This window comes from Paenarthrobacter sp. MSM-2-10-13, from assembly GCF_011605365.1.
In the GTDB taxonomy this organism is placed as follows: Bacteria; Actinomycetota; Actinomycetes; order Actinomycetales; family Micrococcaceae; genus Arthrobacter.
On record NZ_JAAOXO010000013.1, the window covers coordinates 50,996 to 68,801 of the forward strand.

18 protein-coding genes are annotated in these 17,806 nt (G+C 61.5%); 3 read left to right on the forward strand and 15 right to left on the reverse strand.

Features of this window, described 5'->3' with window-relative positions:
• The first annotated feature begins 301 nt into the window (after positions 1-301).
• On the forward strand, positions 302-916 hold the full coding sequence (locus HAV21_RS19430) for a methyltransferase (protein ID WP_142939626.1): 615 nt from the start codon (positions 302-304) through the stop codon (positions 914-916).
• Here HAV21_RS19430 and dapF read toward each other — a convergent pair.
• The 6 genes from dapF to HAV21_RS19460 all read right to left on the reverse strand — a co-directional run bounded on the left by dapF (position 897) and on the right by HAV21_RS19460 (position 6,435).
• The gene (dapF, locus tag HAV21_RS19435) at positions 897-1,865 is read right to left on the reverse strand and encodes a diaminopimelate epimerase (protein ID WP_166842809.1); all 969 of its coding nucleotides are present in this window, start codon (positions 1,863-1,865) and stop codon (positions 897-899) included. The genes HAV21_RS19430 and dapF overlap by 20 nt on opposite strands.
• A gap of 47 nt (positions 1,866-1,912) precedes the next feature.
• On the reverse strand, positions 1,913-2,839 hold the full coding sequence (miaA, locus tag HAV21_RS19440; RefSeq protein WP_166842810.1) for a tRNA (adenosine(37)-N6)-dimethylallyltransferase MiaA: 927 nt from the start codon (positions 2,837-2,839) through the stop codon (positions 1,913-1,915).
• Between the two features lie 18 nt (positions 2,840-2,857).
• Entirely contained in the window at positions 2,858-4,405 is a 1,548-nt protein-coding gene (miaB, locus tag HAV21_RS19445; RefSeq protein ID WP_166842811.1) for a tRNA (N6-isopentenyl adenosine(37)-C2)-methylthiotransferase MiaB, read from the reverse strand.
• Complete coding sequence (locus HAV21_RS19450; RefSeq protein WP_142939630.1) at positions 4,405-4,947, reverse strand: regulatory protein RecX; 543 nt, start codon at positions 4,945-4,947, stop codon at positions 4,405-4,407. The genes miaB and HAV21_RS19450 overlap by 1 nt, the downstream gene beginning before the upstream one ends.
• Positions 4,937-5,980: a recombinase RecA gene (gene recA, locus HAV21_RS19455; RefSeq protein WP_142939631.1), complete on the reverse strand. Its 1,044-nt coding sequence runs from the start codon at positions 5,978-5,980 to the stop codon at positions 4,937-4,939. The genes HAV21_RS19450 and recA overlap by 11 nt, the downstream gene beginning before the upstream one ends.
• 257 nt (positions 5,981-6,237) lie before the next feature.
• The gene (locus tag HAV21_RS19460; protein WP_208097225.1) at positions 6,238-6,435 is read right to left on the reverse strand and encodes a DUF3046 domain-containing protein; all 198 of its coding nucleotides are present in this window, start codon (positions 6,433-6,435) and stop codon (positions 6,238-6,240) included.
• 59 nt (positions 6,436-6,494) lie between these two features.
• Here HAV21_RS19460 and HAV21_RS19465 point away from each other — a divergent pair, with 59 nt between their 5' ends.
• The gene (locus HAV21_RS19465; protein WP_142939693.1) at positions 6,495-7,043 is read left to right on the forward strand and encodes a MarR family transcriptional regulator; all 549 of its coding nucleotides are present in this window, start codon (positions 6,495-6,497) and stop codon (positions 7,041-7,043) included.
• 91 nt (positions 7,044-7,134) lie between these two features.
• Here the strand turns inward: HAV21_RS19465 and HAV21_RS19470 are convergent, their stop codons facing one another.
• The 8 genes from HAV21_RS19470 to HAV21_RS19505 form a co-directional block, all read right to left on the reverse strand.
• A complete protein-coding gene (locus HAV21_RS19470; protein ID WP_024820363.1) occupies positions 7,135-7,569 on the reverse strand; it encodes a helix-turn-helix transcriptional regulator in 435 nt (144 codons plus the stop codon).
• 137 nt (positions 7,570-7,706) lie between these two features.
• Positions 7,707-8,219, reverse strand: a complete 513-nt coding sequence (locus HAV21_RS19475) for a nicotinamide-nucleotide amidohydrolase family protein (RefSeq protein ID WP_142939633.1) — start codon at positions 8,217-8,219, stop codon at positions 7,707-7,709.
• A complete protein-coding gene (gene pgsA / locus HAV21_RS19480; RefSeq protein ID WP_166842812.1) occupies positions 8,216-8,818 on the reverse strand; it encodes a CDP-diacylglycerol--glycerol-3-phosphate 3-phosphatidyltransferase in 603 nt (200 codons plus the stop codon). The genes HAV21_RS19475 and pgsA overlap by 4 nt, the downstream gene beginning before the upstream one ends.
• Before the next feature lie 24 nt (positions 8,819-8,842).
• Positions 8,843-11,713 (reverse strand): DNA translocase FtsK, encoded by a 2,871-nt coding sequence (locus HAV21_RS19485; protein WP_166842813.1) that lies wholly within the window; start codon positions 11,711-11,713, stop codon positions 8,843-8,845.
• Between the two features lie 74 nt (positions 11,714-11,787).
• Positions 11,788-13,479, reverse strand: coding sequence for a ribonuclease J (locus HAV21_RS19490; RefSeq protein ID WP_142939636.1), 1,692 nt, complete (start codon positions 13,477-13,479; stop codon positions 11,788-11,790).
• Between the two features lie 6 nt (positions 13,480-13,485).
• Positions 13,486-14,418 carry a 4-hydroxy-tetrahydrodipicolinate synthase gene (dapA, locus tag HAV21_RS19495; RefSeq protein ID WP_142939637.1) on the reverse strand — a complete coding sequence of 311 codons (933 nt, stop codon included), beginning with the start codon at positions 14,416-14,418 and terminating at the stop codon, positions 13,486-13,488.
• A 202-nt stretch (positions 14,419-14,620) separates the two neighbouring features.
• Positions 14,621-14,956, reverse strand: coding sequence for a hypothetical protein (locus tag HAV21_RS19500; protein ID WP_166842814.1), 336 nt, complete (start codon positions 14,954-14,956; stop codon positions 14,621-14,623).
• Between the two features lie 112 nt (positions 14,957-15,068).
• Positions 15,069-16,052 carry a GDSL-type esterase/lipase family protein gene (locus HAV21_RS19505; protein ID WP_166842815.1) on the reverse strand — a complete coding sequence of 328 codons (984 nt, stop codon included), beginning with the start codon at positions 16,050-16,052 and terminating at the stop codon, positions 15,069-15,071.
• 50 nt (positions 16,053-16,102) lie between these two features.
• Here HAV21_RS19505 and HAV21_RS19510 point away from each other — a divergent pair, with 50 nt between their 5' ends.
• Entirely contained in the window at positions 16,103-17,338 is a 1,236-nt protein-coding gene (locus HAV21_RS19510; RefSeq protein ID WP_166842816.1) for a heparan-alpha-glucosaminide N-acetyltransferase domain-containing protein, read from the forward strand.
• On the opposite strand, the gene HAV21_RS19515 is transcribed toward HAV21_RS19510, so the two are convergent.
• The gene (locus HAV21_RS19515) at positions 17,314-17,802 is read right to left on the reverse strand and encodes a hypothetical protein (protein ID WP_014921283.1); all 489 of its coding nucleotides are present in this window, start codon (positions 17,800-17,802) and stop codon (positions 17,314-17,316) included. The genes HAV21_RS19510 and HAV21_RS19515 overlap by 25 nt on opposite strands.
• Positions 17,803-17,806: the final 4 nt, after the last annotated feature.

Sequence of the window (17,806 nt, forward strand, 5' to 3'; positions counted from 1 at the left end):
ACAGGGCCGCGTTACACCACGGTCCACTGCACAAACGAGCGGGGATCTTCAGAGTGTCCGGCCCCACATGAGGAGCAAACGGACAAAGCCTTAAGGACCTGCCGGGCGGAACGGCCGGCATGGGCAAAATGCCGAACCGGGCCTGCGTCGCGGGCGGTACCATGAACGCCTGATGACTTGGCGTTGTGGGCTGATTACTCAAAGATCAAGAACATGCGTTTCACTTTAGCAGCCGCTGTCAAGCCAACGACGGACGGATGCGGTTTCCCAAGCCGCCATTAGCCAACTAATCTGGCAAATTATGGAGTCTGCACACTATTTCACCGCCCAACCGGCCGGACCATTCACGCGCAAGCCACTAACCGTGGAACTTGCTGGAGCCACGCGCCGGCTGCAGACCTCGTCGGGTATCTTCAGCCCCGACGGCGTGGACAAAGGCACGGCAGTACTTTTCTCCGAAGTTCCACCGCCGTCACCCACGGGTCACCTTCTGGACATTGGCTGCGGCTGGGGTCCGATTGCGCTCACGTTGGGCCTGATGGCGCCACATGCTCACGTGCACGCCGTTGACGTCAACGAGCGTTGCATCACCTTGACCAATGAGAACGCCGCGGCGCTCGGCCTCGGCAACGTCACCGCCAGCCTCCCGCACGAGGTGGATCCCGCCGTCGAATTCGACACCATCTGGTCCAACCCGCCCATCCGCATCGGCAAGGACGAGCTTCACTCGCTGCTGCTGACGTGGCTGCCCCGGCTGGCGCCGGGAGGCAACGCCTGGTTGGTTGTGCAGAAGAACCTGGGCTCGGACTCCCTCCAGCGGTGGCTCGCCGCCGAACTGGACAGTTCTTACACGGTCTCCCGTGAAAGCACGTCCAAAACGTTCAGGATCATCCGGGTCAGGAAAGCGTCCCAGTAGCCACAATCACGGCCGGGCCGCTGAGTTCCACATGCTCACGGCCGCCTGCACCGGGGAAGAACTTCACACCCACGACGCCGCCCGGCACCTTGACGTGCCAGTCGTTCGGGGCCGTATCCCCCGCCCAGTGACGGATAGCGACCGCGGCGGCACACGCGCCGGTGCCGCAGGACTGCGTCTCCCCCACGCCACGCTCGTGAACGCGCATGGTGATGGTCCCTATACCGTCTTCTACCAACGGCTCAGCGGGGACCACAAACTCGACGTTGGTTCCATTGGCGGGCTTGGGATCAACCACGGGCGCCTTGAACAGTTGTGTGGCTGAAAGCTCGCTAAGTTCCGCAAGGGCAACTACCGTGTGGGGATTGCCCATGCTGACGGAGAGTCCGGGCCTTGGCACTTCCAGGCCCTCGGCGCTGACCAGTGCATCCATGGCCTTGCTGGTGGCTTCCTCGGGGAAAATGAACTCCCACGGGCCCATATCCACGGCATAGCCGTTGACCGTGCGTACAACCTTTTTTACGCCACCGCGTGTGCCGATAGTGAGGGTCTGCCCGGGCCCCAGGTCCACCAAGCCCTCCGCGATCAGGAAATGAACGAAGACGCGCACGCCATTGCCACACATTTCGGAGAGCGAACCATCACCGTTGCGGTAGTCCATGAACCACTCAGCGTCCGCATCCTCTTCCAGGGCGACGCGGCCTTCGGGCAGAAAGCGGGAAGGCACCGCTCGGATGAGGCCATCGCCGCCGATGCCCACATGGCGGTCGCACAACTGCGCCACGTGCTCGGCGGTGATCCCATGCGCGTCGCCAGGATCGGCAATCAGGACAAAGTCGTTGCCTGTTCCGTGGCCCTTTGAAAACGTCAAACCGGTGAGGCTGGAAAGTGTCACCGGAGCATCCGCATCTGCGGGCTGCCGGGCGGGAATTGCGGCGGTTTCATCCATGGACCTAGGCTACCCGCCACGCGCGTTCGCCCAGAAATTGCGTGGCCCTAATATCCGGCCGCCAGGACTGCCTCGACTGCCTTCTCCACGAGCTCCTGGTCCTGCCAGTCGAGCCACGTGATGCGTGGATCTCCCCTGAACCACGTCAGCTGGCGCCGCGCAAACTGCCGGGTAGCCACGATGGTTTCTTCGGCGGCAGCATCCGTGCTCAGTTCCCCGTCCAGAACCTTCAGGAATTGGGAATAACCCAAAGCTCGCGAAGCCGTCTTGCCTTTCCGCAAGCCGATTGCCTCGAGCCGTTCAACTTCCTGCCGGAGGCCTCCCTCCACCATCCGGTGCACCCTCAGTGCCAGACGATGCCGCAGTTGCTCCCGATCAACCTCCAGCCCGATCTGGAGAGCCGGCTGGAAGTACTCGCGCTGCGGCATGAATGAACTAAAGGGGCGCCCAGTGAGACCGTGCACCTCCAAGGCACGGATTACTCGCCTGGCATCGCCAAGGCGGGCCGCCGACACGGGATCAACTTCCTCAAGCCGGGCACGCAACGGCGCAAGCCCCTGCGTTTCGTACTCCTCTTCCAGATGCCTGCGGAGCTCGGGATCCGTGCCCGGGAATTCCAGGACGTCCAGGGCGGCGCGTACATACAGGCCGGAACCGCCCACCAGGATGGCGCGCTTCCCCCGCGAGTGAATGTCAGTGATGGCAGCGCGGCATTCGATTTGGAAGTCCGCCACGCTGGCTTCCTCTGTGACGTCCATGGTGTCAAGCAAGTGGTGAGGCACACCCCTGCGATCCTCCATGGTGATCTTGGCGGTTCCGATATCCATGCCACGGTAAAACTGCAAAGCGTCGGCATTGATGACTTCCCCGTTCAAGGCCAGGGCCAAGTTAACGCCCAGGTCCGACTTCCCTGAACCCGTGGGACCAACAACTGCAATGACCGGCTGAGGAAGTTCATGGCTGGAGAGCGACATTCGAACTTCTGGTCCGCCCTACGCGCGCCGAACAGGCAGCGACGGCATGCCCAAGGACACACCTGCCTTGCCTGACGCCGCTCCTGCGGCAGGAACGCCACAGGAATCAGCCTGAGAACGATCCCAGGCGTCGCCTGCACGGGAGCGGCGCAAGATGTAATCCTCCGGACTTGCCGGATCAGCCACTAGGTGGAAAGCAGCGGCCTCGGTGATGGTGACTGTGACAAAGTCTCCCGGGCGCGGGGTCTCGGCACCGGCCGGTACAGAGAAGTGCACCAGCCTTTGGTCCTTGGATCGACCGGACAGGCGGTGTGTTTCGCCTGCCTTGCGTCCTGATTGCGCGGTTACCAGGACCTCCACCTGACGTCCCAACTGCTTGGCGTTCTCCTCTGCGGCAATACGGTCCTGCAACGCTGTGAGGCGTTCGTAGCGTTCCTGCACCACCGCTTTGGGAAGCTGCTCAGGGAGGTCAGCAGCCGGCGTCCCTGGCCGCTTTGAGTACTGGAACGTAAAGGCGGAGGCAAACCGGGACTTCTCCACAACATCCAGGGTGGCTTGGAAATCTTCCTCGGTTTCACCGGGGAAACCAACAATGATGTCCGTGGTGATTGCTGCGTGGGGAATGCGTTCGCGCACTTTGTCCAGGATTCCGAGGAACTTGCTGGAACGGTAAGAACGGCGCATGTCCTTGAGCACCTTGTCCGAGCCGGATTGCAGCGGCATATGCAACTGGGGCATGGCGTTGGGTGTCTCAGCCATGGCATCAATGACATCGTCGGTGAAAGCTGCGGGGTGCGGGCTGGTGAAACGAACGCGTTCCAGCCCTTCAATCTCACCGCAGGCACGCAGGAGTTTGGAGAAGGCCTGACGGTCGCCGAATTCCACACCGTAGGAATTAACGTTCTGGCCGAGCAAAGTGACCTCAACTGCACCGTCATCCACCAGCGCCTGGATTTCTGCCAGAATCTCGCCGGGGCGCCGGTCTTTCTCTTTGCCACGAAGCGAAGGCACAATGCAGAACGTGCACGTGTTGTTGCATCCCACGGAGATCGAAACCCAGCCCGCGTACACGGAGTCACGCTTGGTGGGGAGCGTTGACGGGAACACATCCAAGGATTCGAGGATCTCCAGTTGCGCCTCATTGTTGTGCCGGGCGCGGTTCAACAGGGCCGGAAGCGCCCCCACGTTGTGTGTCCCGAACACGGCGTCAACCCACGGCGCCTTCTTGACGATGGTCTCGCGATCCTTTTGGGCCAGACAGCCGCCAACGGCAATCTGCATGGACGGGTTCGCCTCCTTGACCTGCCGCAGCTGGCCGAGGTTTCCATAGAGTTTGTTGTCTGCATTCTCACGGACAGCACATGTGTTGAAGACAACGACGTCCGCTACGTCGCCCTCAGCAGGCACATACCCGGCTTCTTCGAGAAGTCCCGCCATGCGCTCTGAATCATGGACGTTCATTTGGCAGCCGAAAGTCCGAACCTGATAAGTCCGGGGTTCTGCAGCAGTCCGGGGATCAACAGAGGGAGGGTTGGCAGCTGATGGGGAGGGAATGGTCAAACTCACTACTCAAGGGTACCGGCTTCCGCCAGAACCTCACCGACGATCCTGAATGCCATGGAGGGGGCGTAACCTTTGCGGGCCAGCATCGACGCCAGCCTGCGCGTGTACTTGTCCCGCTCTGCCCGATCGGTCAGATCCATGCTGGGCCGTAGCTTGCGCTGGACCAGCTCCCGAGCAGCCGATTCCTCATCCTGATCGCTGAGCTGGGATAAGGCTTCTTCGGCCGCATCAAGCTCTATGCCTTTGTCTGCCAGTTCGCGACGGATGGCGCCCTTTGCAAGCTTTTTGCTTTGCGAGCGGCTACGGACCCACATCCTGGCGAACTCAGCATCATCGATCAGCTGAACTTCTTCGAAGCGGTCCAAGACTGCCTCAGCCACGTCATCGGGAACATTCCGCTCCGCAAGCTTCCGGGACAACTGCAGCCGGCTCCGCGGCGCCATCGTCAGCTGTCGCAGGACGATGGCACGCGCCACGGATTCGGGGTCAGGCTCAGGATCGGCCGCTACGGACGAATCCGGATCCGGCCCTCTCCTAGCCGTCAACGGCCTTCAGCTTCGGGGATTCCTCTTCAGCCTTGGCCATACCAACGCCGAGCTTTTCCTTGATCAGGCGCTCCAGTTCCTGAGCGAGTTCCGGATTGTCGCGCAGGAAGCGACGCGAGTTCTCCATGCCCTGACCCAGCTGATCGCCGTCATAAGTGAACCAGGAGCCGGACTTCTTGATGATGCCGTGCTCCACACCCATGTCAATGATGCCGCCTTCGCGGGAGATGCCCTGACCGTAGATGATGTCGAACTCGGCGATCTTGAAGGGCGGAGCCATCTTGTTCTTGACGATCTTTGCCTTGGTGCGGTTACCGACGGAGTCCGCACCTTCCTTCAGGGTTTGGATGCGGCGAACGTCGATTCGAACTGACGCGTAGAACTTCAGAGCCTTACCACCCGTTGTGGTCTCCGGGGAACCAAAGAACACGCCGATCTTTTCACGCAACTGGTTAATGAAGATGGCGGTGGTCTTGGTCTGGCTCAAGCGACCGGTGATCTTACGCAGCGCCTGGCTCATGAGCCTGGCCTGGAGGCCAACGTGGGAGTCGCCCATTTCGCCTTCGATTTCAGCACGAGGTACCAAGGCGGCCACGGAGTCGATGACCACGATGTCCAGCGAGCCGGACCCCACCAGCATGTCCATGATTTCGAGGGCTTGCTCGCCGGTATCCGGCTGTGAGACCAGGAGTGCATCCGTGTCCACGCCCAACTTGGCAGCGTAGTCCGGATCAAGGGCGTGCTCGGCGTCAATGAAGGCAGCGATGCCGCCTGCGCGCTGTGCATTGGCTACGGCGTGAAGTGCCACGGTGGTCTTACCCGAGGATTCCGGGCCGTAGATTTCCACGACGCGGCCTCGGGGCAGGCCACCAATGCCAAGGGCGACATCCAACGCAATGGAGCCGGTGGGGATGACCTCAATCGGTGCCCGGGTGTCATCACCCAGACGCATGATAGAGCCTTTACCGAACTGCTTGTCGATCTGGGCAAGCGCTGCTTCGAGCGCCTTCTCACGATCCGGGGCTGCCGCCATGGTTCACACCTCTGATGCTTTCTCGCTGTGGAGTGGCCTGAAAGGCCGCTTTCCTGTCATGTCAGACGCTATTACGGTGCCCTGACATTCTTACCAGCCGGCAATGGCTATGTGGATAAACCGGGTCTGCCGGATGTTCTGGAACGCGTCCTTCGGGATCTATTTTCCTCTCACAGGAGCATATCCCCATCCGAACAGATATTCGAACAAAGCCTCGGCGTGTCCCAACCCAGGCGGTTGCCGGCACGTGCCGGAGCTTAGGTGGAAGCCGGTTTGATGTCCTTGCCAAGCCGTCGTTCGGGAGGAACGTCCTGAACTTCGCAGACCGCCAACCACACCTCGCGAGGGTGATATCCGGAGGCCAAGGCCTCGACGGCGGTCCGCCCACCCACACCGGCGAGCACCAGGGAACCGGCCAAGACCCGGGAGTAGCCTGCCCCGAATTCGTCGTCCATCAATCGCCAAAAGTCACTAGCCCTCACGGATAGAGTCTCTCATGTCGCTGGACTCTAGAATGGTTGCCATGAGCAATCCTCTCCAGAGCACGCCCGGCCCGGCCGTGCCAGGCGATTCCGTGGACGACGCCCTCCAGCAGGTGGAACACCAGCTGAGCCTGCTCTGGCGCCGCGCACGTTCGATCTCCCACCAGTTGTCACGCCAGGTCCATCCGGACATGGAGCCTGCCGCCTACGGCCTCCTGACCATCATCCGCAGGGAGGGTCCCATCCGGCTCACGGACCTTGCTACCTGCATTGGGGTTGGCAAGCCTTCCGTGAGCCGTCAGATCGCGTTCCTTGAGAGCATCGGGCTCGTCTATAAGGAGGCCGACCCCCAGGACGGTAGGGCCCAATCCATCCGGCTGACGGACAAGGGCGAAGAGAAGATGCACCAGGTTCAGGATGCGCGGAGGCAGGTATTCCGGGAACGACTCGGCGAATGGCCGTTGGAGGATGTCCAGATATTGGCTGACTACATGGGCCGCCTCAACGCCATTTACGGCGATGGCGCCCTCAATGTAAAGGAACCAGGACTCGACGTCGAGGACAAAACCGGGGCCGCGTAGCAGTTCGCTCGTTCAAGCACATCCCGCGATCTCAACGAAAAAGGTCCCCAGCCTGAGGCTGGGGACCTTTTCCATATTTCTGACGGAACGTTTACCGGGCTCCGGAGAGCATTCCCTGCGGGAAGTCGTCCGTGAGGTCCAGATCGCGTCCGTAACGCTGGGAGAATTCCTGCGGAACAGTGTCCGGAACTGCGACACCTTCTGCGACGGCCACGCGATCGCTGACTTCGCGAAGCATGTGGGACAACGGAACATCCAGGGCTGTGCAGATAGAAGACAGGAGCTCGGAAGAAGCCTCCTTTTGGCCGCGTTCAACTTCACTCAAGTAACCGAGTGAAACGCGGGCGCTGTGCGAAACCTCGCGGAGGGTGCGGCCCTGACGCTGGCGGACATCGCGCAGTACATCACCGATCTCGTGGCGTAGTACAACCATTTTGCGCTCCTTCTGTTCGCTCTGTGTCTGATCAGCCAAGCCCACATCCTTCCAGCGGACAACGCCGTTCACGGATACGGGCTGCTTTACCATCTGTATCGCCTTGCTCCCTCAGTCATCCGGTTCGCTGGCTGGCGGACCGGGTTGGTTTTTACATCCTAGGCGCCCCGGCTCTTCCGAAGCGACACAATGACACAACTATTGGCAATCAGTTTTTGTTCCCGACTACTTTACGAACGGTAACCAACGTCACTCAGCGCAGCAAGCAGACGCGCCAACGCGGCCTCACAGGCCTGTTCCCTGATGGAATGCCTGTCCCCCGAAAAACTATATTCAAACGACTCGGTACCGGATTCTCCGGCAATGCCGATGAACACGGTGCCTACTGCTTTACCATCGTGCGGATCAGGTCCCGCCACACCCGTGGTGGAAATTCCGAGGTCGGCCCCGCAGACCCGCCGGACGCCATCGGCCATTGCTTCGGCCACTTGCCCGTCAACGGAGCCCACCGCTGCAAGCAGTTCCTGCGAAACACCCAGGACACCGGCCTTCACCGAGTTTTGGTAGGCAACCACCCCGCCTTGCAGCATCCCGGACGCGCCCGGAGTATTGGCCAGCGTGGCGGCAACCATTCCGGCTGTCAGAGACTCAGCCGTAGCTACGGTGAGTTTGTTCCCGATTGCTATGGCAACGGCTGCCGTGGAGGTCTGGGCGGCTGCGGATACGCCTTCAGGGGGCCTCATGCGCGCCGTCCGGCCGCCCGCAGCTTCAGTGCTTGGACCACATATTCCACTCCGGTCCACAGCGTGATGGCGAGAGCCACCATCATGACCCAGAAGGCGACGTCACCCAGCCACGGTGCGATAGCCTTCAGCGGAAGGATGTAGAGGAAGATGGCCACGGTTTGAACGACTGTTTTCAGCTTGCCGCCCCGGGAAGCCGGCATCACGCCGTATCGGATAACAACGAAGCGAAGGGCTGTAATTCCCCACTCCCGCACAAGGATGAGGATGGTCACCCACCACGGCAAGTCCCCCAGGATGGACAGGAGTACCAGCGCCGAACCGATCAGCAGCTTGTCGGCTATGGGGTCGGCGATCTTGCCGAAATTAGTGATCAGGCCACGCGCCCGGGCGATGTCGCCGTCGAGCTTGTCCGTATAGATGGCAACAGCGAAGGTCACAACGGCCGCCCACCGCCAGATTCCGTACTCGCCGTCGTCGGCCAGAAGAAACCATACGAAGAACGGAACCAGGGCGATGCGGAGCATGGTGAGGATGTTGGGCAGGTTCCAGACATCGGAGCTGCTGGAAGTCGCGTTATCACCCTCGGCTTTAGTCACCCCACAAGGCTACCCTCTTGAGGGCTATCTTCCAGTGAGCGACCAGGCGTCCTCGCCGCCCTCTTCGTCATCGTTCGGGACATCCGCGCCGTCGTAATATTCGACGGCCTGCGTTCGGTTGTCCAGGTCCGCTTGAACAAGGTCTTCGGCATAACCGCCGACGGCGATGTTCGAGTTCGCGTTATCGCTCAGTGCCGCTGTGTGGGCGTCCGGCGCAGCGGGTGACTCCTGACCCTTCATCGCGGCAAGAACGGCAGCGAGGTCGTCAGGCTTTACCAGGACGTCGCGCGCCTTGGAGCCCTCGGAAGGGCCCACCACCCCGCGGGATTCCAGGAGGTCCATGAGGCGGCCGGCCTTGGCAAAGCCCACACGAAGCTTCCGCTGGAGCATGGACGTTGAACCGAACTGCGTGGTCACCACAAGTTCCGTTGCCTGAAGCAGGACCTCGAGATCATCTCCGATGTCGTCGTCGATCTGCTTCTTCGGTGCCTCGGCGGCGACGTCATCGCGGTAGACAGCCTGCAGCTGCCCCTTGACGTGTTCCACCACTTTATGAATCTCTGATTCCGTCACCCAGGCACCCTGGACACGCATTGCCTTGGATGCACCCATCGGCAGGAACAGCGCGTCACCTTGGCCAATGAGCTTCTCGGCGCCAGGCTGGTCCAGGACCACGCGGGAGTCCGTGACGGACGACGTCGCGAAGGCCATTCGGGACGGCACATTGGCTTTGATCAAGCCGGTCACGACATCGACGGAGGGTCGCTGGGTTGCGAGCACCAAGTGGATGCCGGCCGCACGGGCCAGTTGGGTGATGCGGACAATCGAGTCTTCGACGTCGCGTGGGGCCACCATCATGAGGTCGGCGAGCTCGTCCACGATCACCAGCAGATAGGGGTAAGGCTTAATGATGCGCTTGGAGTCCACAGGAGGGACTACTTTGCCTGCCCTGACCGCCTTGTTGAAGTCGTCAATGTGCTTATAACCGTAGTTGGCGAGGTCGTCGTAGCGGGCGTCCATCTCGCGAACAACCCACTGCAGTGCCTCGGCAGCTTTTTTGGGATTGGTGATGATGGGCGTGATCAGGTGCGGGACGCCTTCGTAGGCCGTGAGTTCCACGCGCTTGGGATCCACCATGACCATGCGGACCTCATCCGGCGTTGCACGCATCAGGATGGAAGTGATCATGGAGTTGACGAAACTGGATTTACCGGCGCCCGTGGCACCGGCCACCAACAGGTGGGGCATCTTGGCGAGGTTGGCCACGACGTAGCCGCCCTCGACGTCCTTGCCCACACCCATCACCATGGGGTGGTCCGTGCGGCGGGCGTTCTGGCTGCGCAGGACGTCGCCCAGGGACACCGTTTCGCGGTCCGTGTTGGGGATCTCGATGCCGATGGCTGACTTGCCGGGGATAGGGCTCAAAATTCGTACGTCGCTGGACGCCACGGCATAGGAAATGTTCTTTGACAAAGCGGTGACGCGCTCCACCTTGGTACCAGGTGACAGCTCGATCTCATAGCGGGTCACCGTGGGACCACGGCTGAAGCCGGTCACCGCAGCCTCCACGTTGAACTGCGTGAGGGTATCCGTCAGGGCGGCGACGACGGCGTCGTTGGCTTCCGTGCGTTCCTTCGGGATGGAGCCCGGTGTCAGGTAGTCCGAGGCCGGCAAGGTGTAGGTGACGTCGCCGGCCAAGGACAGTTGCTCGGTGCGTTGTGGGATGGGCGCCTGAGGGAGGGGCGCACCTGCGGGCTTTGCGGGAACCTGCGCAACCGGAGCCACAGGCGCGGTCATCTCCGGCGTAAGTATCGGGATGGCCTCGGTGGGGTTGTCGATACCTGGCGTGGCACCGCCCAGGCCTTGGGCTGCCTTGATCTTCCCGACGGCGATCTCCGCCTGTGTTGGACGACGCACGCCCGGCGGAACCCGCGGCGCAGACGTCTCCGGATCTTCGTCGTCGTCCACTATGGCGTGCTCGAAGGCCTCGTCCCCGACGTAACCTTCCAAGCTGGTATCTGTTTCCTCGTCCTTGCCGAAGAAGCGCATGCGCTTCTTCTTCCTGGGCTTGGCGGCAGCCTCGTTTTCATAGAGGTAGCTGCGGTCATGGGCGTCCTTACCGGAGCCGTCCATGAGGTCGACGCCCATGAGGTGCTCGTAGGCGCCCCGGATGCGGGATGGGATGGCACCAAACGGCGTGGCTGTGACGATCAACAGGGAGACAAACGCCAGCAATCCGAAGAGAACAATCGGGACAGCCACATGGATTGCAGCCAAAGGAGCCGCTGCGAGGAAACCCAGCATTCCGCCGGCTTTGCGCAAGCCGTCAAAACCGTCTGCAACAGTGGGCAAGCCGCCAATGACATGGGCCAAACCGGAGCCTGCCAGCGTCATGATCATGAAGCCGATGCCCACACGGTTATTGCCGCGTCCGTCCTGGGGCTTGCGGAAGAGGCGGAAAGCACAGACGAACAACATCAAGGGCAGAAGGAGGGACATCCATCCAAAGGTGCCGTTGACGACGCTGTAGACCATGTCCGGAAGCCAGCCGGTCAGACCCCACCACGCAAAGGTGGCGATGGTGATGCCCAACACCAAATTGAAAAGTGCCGCGCCGTCCCTGCGGTCTGCGGGGTCGAGATCGCTGACGTCATAGCCGATTCGCCGAACCCCGGCGCCGACAACGTGGCCGACCCCCTGCCAGAAACCTGACAGCATGCGCAGGGGCAGCGGCGCTTGGGGCTCGACGGCGGCCGCTTGCTTGGTGCGGGCAGTGCTGCCACGCCCGCTTTTGGCGCCGGCTGCGCTGGTTTTGGATGCGGCAGTGCTCCGGCCTGTGCCGCCGGGTTTGCTGCTGGAGCTGCCTCGTGGCGTGGAGGTAGTACGGGTCGCCATAAGTGCCACGCTACCCCAAGGGGGCCTGAAATCCGCGGATTTCAGGCCCCCTTGGCATTCATGTTGCTGGCTGGCTACGCTTCCAGGATTACCGGGATAATCATGGGGCGGCGGCGAAGCTTCCGGTTGACCCACGTACCGATGATCCTGCGGACCACCTGCTGCAACTGATGGTTGGTGTGATCTGCGTGGTTAAGCACAGCTTCTTCGAGCGCGGCGTTGATCTTGGGAATGATCTCGTCGAACACTGAGTCATCCTCGGCAACCCCACGGGCGTGAATCTCAGGGCCGGACACGATCTTGCCAGTAGTGCGGCTGATGACCGTGATGATGGAAATGAAGCCCTCGTCCCCCAGGACTCGTCGGTCCTTGAGATCGGCGTCGGTGATTTCGCCCACGCTGGAGCCGTCCACGTAGACGAACCCGACCTCTACTTGGCCGACGATGTTCGCCATGTGGTCCTTGAGGTCAATCACCGTGCCGTTGTCGCTCAGGATGATGCTGTCCGAAGGAACTCCGGACTCGGCAGCAATATTGCCGTTGGCAATCAAATGGCGTGTTTCACCGTGGACGGGCATCGCATTGAGGGGCTCAAGGATGTTGTAGCAGTAGAGCAGTTCCCCAGCGGCAGCGTGCCCGGATACGTGAACCTTGGCTGTGCCCTTGTGGATCACATCGGCGCCGAGTTTCAGGAGGCCGTTGATGATACGGAACACGGCGTTCTCATTGCCCGGGATGAGGCTGGAGGCAAGGATGACGGTATCGCCCTTGCCAACAATCACACGGTGGTCACCGTTGGCCATGCGGGAAAGCGCTGCCATCGGCTCACCCTGCGAGCCTGTGGACATGAGGACCACGCGGTCATCCGGCATGGTGTCGATGTTCTTGATGTCCACCAGGATGCCTTGCGGGACGTCGAGGTACCCGAGTTTGGCGGCGATAGCCATGTTGCGGACCATTGAACGGCCAACGAAGGCCACCTTGCGGCCATGTTTGGCGGCCGCATCCAGAACTTGCTGGACACGGTGAACGTGGGACGAGAACGAAGCCACGATGATGCGCTTCTTGGCCTGGCCGAACAGCCGGTCCAGCGTGGGGCCGATTTCCTTCTCGGCAGTGGTGAAGCCCGGCACGTCCGCGTTGGTGGAGTCTGCCATAAAGAGGTCCACACCCTCTTCACCAAGGCGCGCGAAGTGCCGAAGATCGGTGATACGGCCATCCAGCGGCAATTGATCCATCTTGAAATCGCCCGTGTGAAGCACAGTGCCGCCCTCGGTGCGGATGAAGACTGCCAAAGCGTCCGGAATGGAGTGGTTGACTGCAACGAACTCGCACTCGAACGGGCCGAACTGTTCCACCTGCCCTTCAGTGACGGTCAGCGTGTACGGCTTGATCCGGTGTTCCTGAAGCTTGGCTTCCACCAACGCAAGAGTCAGCTGGGATCCGATCAGCGGGATATCGGCTTTGAGGCGCAGGAGGTAGGGAACGGCGCCAATATGGTCCTCGTGGCCGTGAGTCAGCACAACGCCCACCACGTCCTGCAGCCGGTCTTCGATGTACGAGAAGTCAGGCAGGATCAAGTCGACGCCCGGCTGGGTCTCCTCGGGGAAGAGCACACCGCAATCAACGATCAGCAGTTTGCCATCGATTTCGAAGACCGCCATGTTGCGGCCAATCTCTCCCAGTCCACCGAGCGGGACAATCCGTAGCGTGCCTTTGGGCAGTTTGGGCGGAGTAACCAGTCCGGGAAGGGCGGTTTGGGTCATGTTTTGCTACTTTCCGGCGGAACCGTCCTGGACGTCGAAGTCCATTCCGGCTTCCGCCAAATCCCCGCGGATGATGTCGATCTCGGCCACGTCCGGCTCCACGAGGGGCAAACGGACAACCGAGTTGGGCAGGACTCCCTGCCACTTGAGAATCTGTTTGGCGGCTACTGCGCCTTGGACCCGCGTCATGGTTGCACGTATGACGGGTTCCAGTTCAAAATTAATGGCCCTGGCCTTGGCGAGGTCGTTGGCGTTGACGGCGTCGATCAGCTCACGGAAGCGGCGCGTGGCTACATGCGTGGTAACGCCCACCAGGCCGACGGCTCCGAGGGCCATCCACTGCAGCGTCAATCCGTCATCGCCGGAGTAGAAGAGCAGGTCCGTCTCAGCCATGACGCGTGTCGCGGCGGCGAAGTCGGCCTTGGCGTCCTTGACGGCCACAATGTTCTGGTGCTTCGCCAGCGCGATCATGGTCTCCGGAGCGATCGCAATGGAGGAACGGCCCGGAATGTCGTAGAGCATAACGGGCAGGTCAGTGGCAGAGGCAATCGTCTCAAAGTGTGCGCGAACGCCCGCCTGGCTGGGCTTGTTGTAGTACGGGGTGACGATCAGGAGACCATCAACGCCCAGTTCAGCCGCACGCTGCGAGAGGTGCACCGAGTGGGCGGTGTCGTTAGTGCCGGTGCCGGCAATGATGGCAGCCTTGCCGCCAACGGCCTCTTTGACCGCCCGGAACATGCCGAGATTCTCGTCGTCTGTCAGGGTTGAGGTTTCTCCAGTGGTGCCGGTGACCACGAGTCCATCGCAACCATCCTGAACAAGCTTTTCCGCCAGTGCCGCGGCTTGGTCATAATCCACCTTGCCGTCCTCAGTGAACGGGGTGACCATGGCGGTCAGCAGGGTACCAAGGGCGGGAACGTTAGCGCGCAAGTCAGACATATAAAAAACGTTACCCTGTGACGGGCTTGTTGGAAGAATGGATCCCGCCTAATGGTCCCCATTAACCGCGATGGTCCTCAATAACCGCGGCTACCTGTAGTGCGCGGCTACCTGTAGTGATCGAGGCGCGGGGGCTCCAAACGCGGCAAGATAGCTTCCGTGCAGGTGCGACTCCCGCGCCGCCGGGAGTGGCACCTTCCAGTCATGCTGGCTTAGGCGCCCGCGTTGGCTCTTCTGCGCAATACCGAGCAACGGCCCGCTCCTTAAGTTGCTCCGCCCAAGCCACCAGGCGCTGCGAGGCGCGAACGTACTCGAAGAGTTCCAGGGGCGTCAGTGAAGCCAAATCCGTCTCGGACAGGCGTCGGGCGAGCTCGGCCCCCGGTTGCTGCTCAGCCAGGACAGTACCTTCACGCCGCCACTGGGTGTCTTCCGGAGGCTCGCCGGCCACGAGCTGCCTGAACAGGAAATCGACGACCCCGGGGCTCATCGCTTTCATGGGTCCTTGAATACCTTCTGGCGGCTTGGGAGCATCGTTCATGCAGCCATATTATTCGAACATATATTCGAACACAAGAGCTTCGTTTTACAGTTGTGGCCACAAACCCCAACAGTGACGTGCGTTTGATGAGCACTCACTCCAGCAAAACGGCTCAGCCGGTGGCTACTGCGGCCAGGCGCGGCCCCAGCCGCTCAGCCATCAGCCGGTAGCCCTCGTTGTTGGGATGCAACGTATCGGGCATCAAAGCAACGGCTTCCTCCATCGCGAAGACGCTGGCACCGTCGAGCAGGTGAACGTTTGCATCCCCGCGTTCTCGGACCGTCCGGACGACGTCGGCTACTGCTTTCCTGTAGTCAGCCAGCGTCCAGCCTGCAGAGTTGGGCACATTTTCCCGGGGAACCGACAACACAGGAGAAATGACCGCAATGGGCACGCCAGGGTGTGCCCGACGAACATTGCTGACAAACCCCAGGACCTGGCTTGCGAACGTCCTTCCCGAGAAGGCGGCGACGTTGTAACTGTTGATGCCCAGGCACAGGGAAATGATATCTGCCGGAAGTTGCGAGATCGTGCTCTCGACCGCGGGGTCCAGCTGACATTCGCCCCCGAAGCCCAAGGACTGCAATCGCCAGCCGAGTTCCCTGGCCACCAACGCCGGCCACGCCTCGGAGGGACCATTTGCCGTCCGGCATTGGGTGATGGAACTTCCGTAGGCGATCCACCTCCTACCCGTTTCCGCGGCAACCTTCACGTCCTGACCTTTCAGGGAAACCTCCAGCACCCTCAGGAAACCATAGTGCGGCAGCCACAACTGGACTCTGGAGTGAGGCGGCATATTATCAAGGTCAAGGTCATGACTGACACGTCCAGCCCCAGGGACCCGATGCCGGAGAACTCCATTTACCAGGACGTCGAAGGGAGATCCGTCCTCCGGACCTTCGGCTTCAATCACCACATGCCCCGACGTTGCCGTCCACGTCGCGTGGATTCCGGCGCACATCCTGGCACGCTCCTCCAGCCCATTCGTGGCTGGGGGCATGAACAGCGCCGAATCAAGGCGTCTGAACTGCTGCCATCCATCGGAGTCGTGAACGACCTCGAAAGCTCCGGCCCACTGGGCGTTCACAGATTCCATGGCATGGAACTCTACCGCCAGCGCGCGGTTGATTATGAGACGATCGCTGAATGACTTCGCAAGAGACGGCGCCTCCGCGAAATGCCCCCGGCAAACGCACGGTCTCCTCTCGGCTCTCGGGAATCGATGCCGCAAGAGGCGCGGCTTTGCTGGGAATGATGGCCACGCACTTGATGCCCACGTTCGGACCGTCCCCGCAGTGGGAACCGACCTTTGTGGGATTGGTGTTCTCAGGCAGGTCGGCGGCGCTGTTCGCAGTCCTCGCCGGCATCGGGCTGGCGCTCAGTACGGGCAAACAGGAGCCCCGCAGCGGCACGGAATTGTGGGCTGCCCGGCGAGGAGTTGCCATGCGCGCCTTGGTGATTGCCGTCGTCGGCCTGATGTTGGGAGGCCTTGACGTCAACGTCGCAGTGATCCTGGTTCACTACGCCGTCCTTTTCCTGTGCATCCTGCCGTTTCTGGGCCTCCGACTCAAGGCACTTTGCTTCTGGGCCCTCGGCTGGGTCTTTTTCTCTCCGCTGCTTGCGTTTCTGGTCTGGCCGCTGCTGCTGGACGCCGCACCTCCCCTGACGTTGGGCCATAACCCCAATTGGGAGGATTTCGGGACTCCTGCACGCCTCCTCGCCGACCTCTTTTTCACCGGCTATTACCCTGTGTTCCAGTGGATCTCCTACTTGTTGATCGGACTGGTGATAGGCCGTTTGGCGCTGACCACCGCGAGGATCCAATTGCTGCTGGTGATGTGCGGGATCGCGGTGGCCGGCGTGGCGAAAGTCGTCGGGATCCTGGCCATGGAGGCATGGGGTGGCCGCACTGCCTTGTCAGCCCTCCCTGTCACCAGGGGCTATCCCTTGGAAAGCATGCTTCAGGTGAACGTTACCGGCTTGGAACAGACCGGCTCCTGGTGGTGGCTGGCAACGGCAGCCCCGCATGCCGGGACCACCTTGGACCTGCTGCACAGCGGCGGCGTTGCTGCGGCCGTAGTGGGGTTGTTCCTGCTGCTTGGCACGTTGGCGGAGCGGATCAGGATCAATTTCCTGGTCCTGCTGAGCGGGCCGGGTGCCATGACCCTGAGCCTCTACTCTGCCCACGTCTGGGTGGTGTCCGCCTTCACCAACCAGCCTTTGCCTTCGGGGTGGACGGACGAAGGGATGTACTGGGCCCAAGCCCTCACTGCCGTTGCGATTGGCGTTTGTTTCGCGGTGCTGCAGCACCGCGGACCATTGGAATGGGTAGCCCACACCGCATCACGCCTTGGCAGTCACCGGCCTGCGGCAGTGGGCTGAGAGCGGAAGAGTTTCACGGCATCGCGCATGGACGCGCGGGCACGTTTGCGGTCCCCGGAGGCATCGTACGCGCAGCTCAATCGGAACCAGGACCGCCAGTCCTCGGGTGCGGCTTCTGCTTCGGCGCGGTACTTCTCAAACTCTGCGTCAGCGGCCGCTCGGACAATGCGCCCGCCCGGGGTGCGCGGAAGGTCATCAACGGGCAAACCGCCCTCGGCTTCCAGGACCTTGGCCATCTGCTCGGTGCGCGCACCGAAAAGCAGCTCGCGGATGAGTGCCCACGCGCCAACAACCGGCAGGACCAAGTAAGCGGCCCCGATTCCCTTGGCAACCAGATTGGGGTCACCGAGCAACAGGAAGGAGCGTTGCACCGAAACCACCAGGTATAGGACCAACAGTAAGGTGATGGCACCTACCCAGATTTTGGTGCGGTTCTTCTTCAGGGACGTCCAGAAATTACCCATGGCT

Excerpts from the sequence above, each read along its gene's own strand:
- miaA (WP_166842810.1), bottom strand. The coding sequence starts at position 2,839 with ATGTCGCTCTCCAGCCATGAACTTCCTCAGCCGGTCATTGCAGTTGTT.
- HAV21_RS19500 (WP_166842814.1), bottom strand. The coding sequence starts at position 14,956 with ATGAACGATGCTCCCAAGCCGCCAGAAGGTATTCAAGGACCCATGAAA.
- dapA (WP_142939637.1), bottom strand. The coding sequence starts at position 14,418 with ATGTCTGACTTGCGCGCTAACGTTCCCGCCCTTGGTACCCTGCTGACC.
- HAV21_RS19510 (WP_166842816.1), top strand. The coding sequence starts at position 16,103 with ATGACTTCGCAAGAGACGGCGCCTCCGCGAAATGCCCCCGGCAAACGC.
- HAV21_RS19490 (WP_142939636.1), bottom strand. The coding sequence starts at position 13,479 with ATGACCCAAACCGCCCTTCCCGGACTGGTTACTCCGCCCAAACTGCCC.
- HAV21_RS19505 (WP_166842815.1), bottom strand. The coding sequence starts at position 16,052 with ATGGAATCTGTGAACGCCCAGTGGGCCGGAGCTTTCGAGGTCGTTCAC.
- HAV21_RS19515 (WP_014921283.1), bottom strand. The coding sequence starts at position 17,802 with ATGGGTAATTTCTGGACGTCCCTGAAGAAGAACCGCACCAAAATCTGG.
- dapF (WP_166842809.1), bottom strand. The coding sequence starts at position 1,865 with ATGGATGAAACCGCCGCAATTCCCGCCCGGCAGCCCGCAGATGCGGAT.
- recA (WP_142939631.1), bottom strand. The coding sequence starts at position 5,980 with ATGGCGGCAGCCCCGGATCGTGAGAAGGCGCTCGAAGCAGCGCTTGCC.
- HAV21_RS19430 (WP_142939626.1), top strand. The coding sequence starts at position 302 with ATGGAGTCTGCACACTATTTCACCGCCCAACCGGCCGGACCATTCACG.
- HAV21_RS19460 (WP_208097225.1), bottom strand. The coding sequence starts at position 6,435 with ATGGACGACGAATTCGGGGCAGGCTACTCCCGGGTCTTGGCCGGTTCC.
- HAV21_RS19465 (WP_142939693.1), top strand. The coding sequence starts at position 6,495 with ATGGTTGCCATGAGCAATCCTCTCCAGAGCACGCCCGGCCCGGCCGTG.
- HAV21_RS19470 (WP_024820363.1), bottom strand. The coding sequence starts at position 7,569 with ATGGTAAAGCAGCCCGTATCCGTGAACGGCGTTGTCCGCTGGAAGGAT.
- HAV21_RS19475 (WP_142939633.1), bottom strand. The coding sequence starts at position 8,219 with ATGAGGCCCCCTGAAGGCGTATCCGCAGCCGCCCAGACCTCCACGGCA.
- HAV21_RS19485 (WP_166842813.1), bottom strand. The coding sequence starts at position 11,713 with ATGGCGACCCGTACTACCTCCACGCCACGAGGCAGCTCCAGCAGCAAA.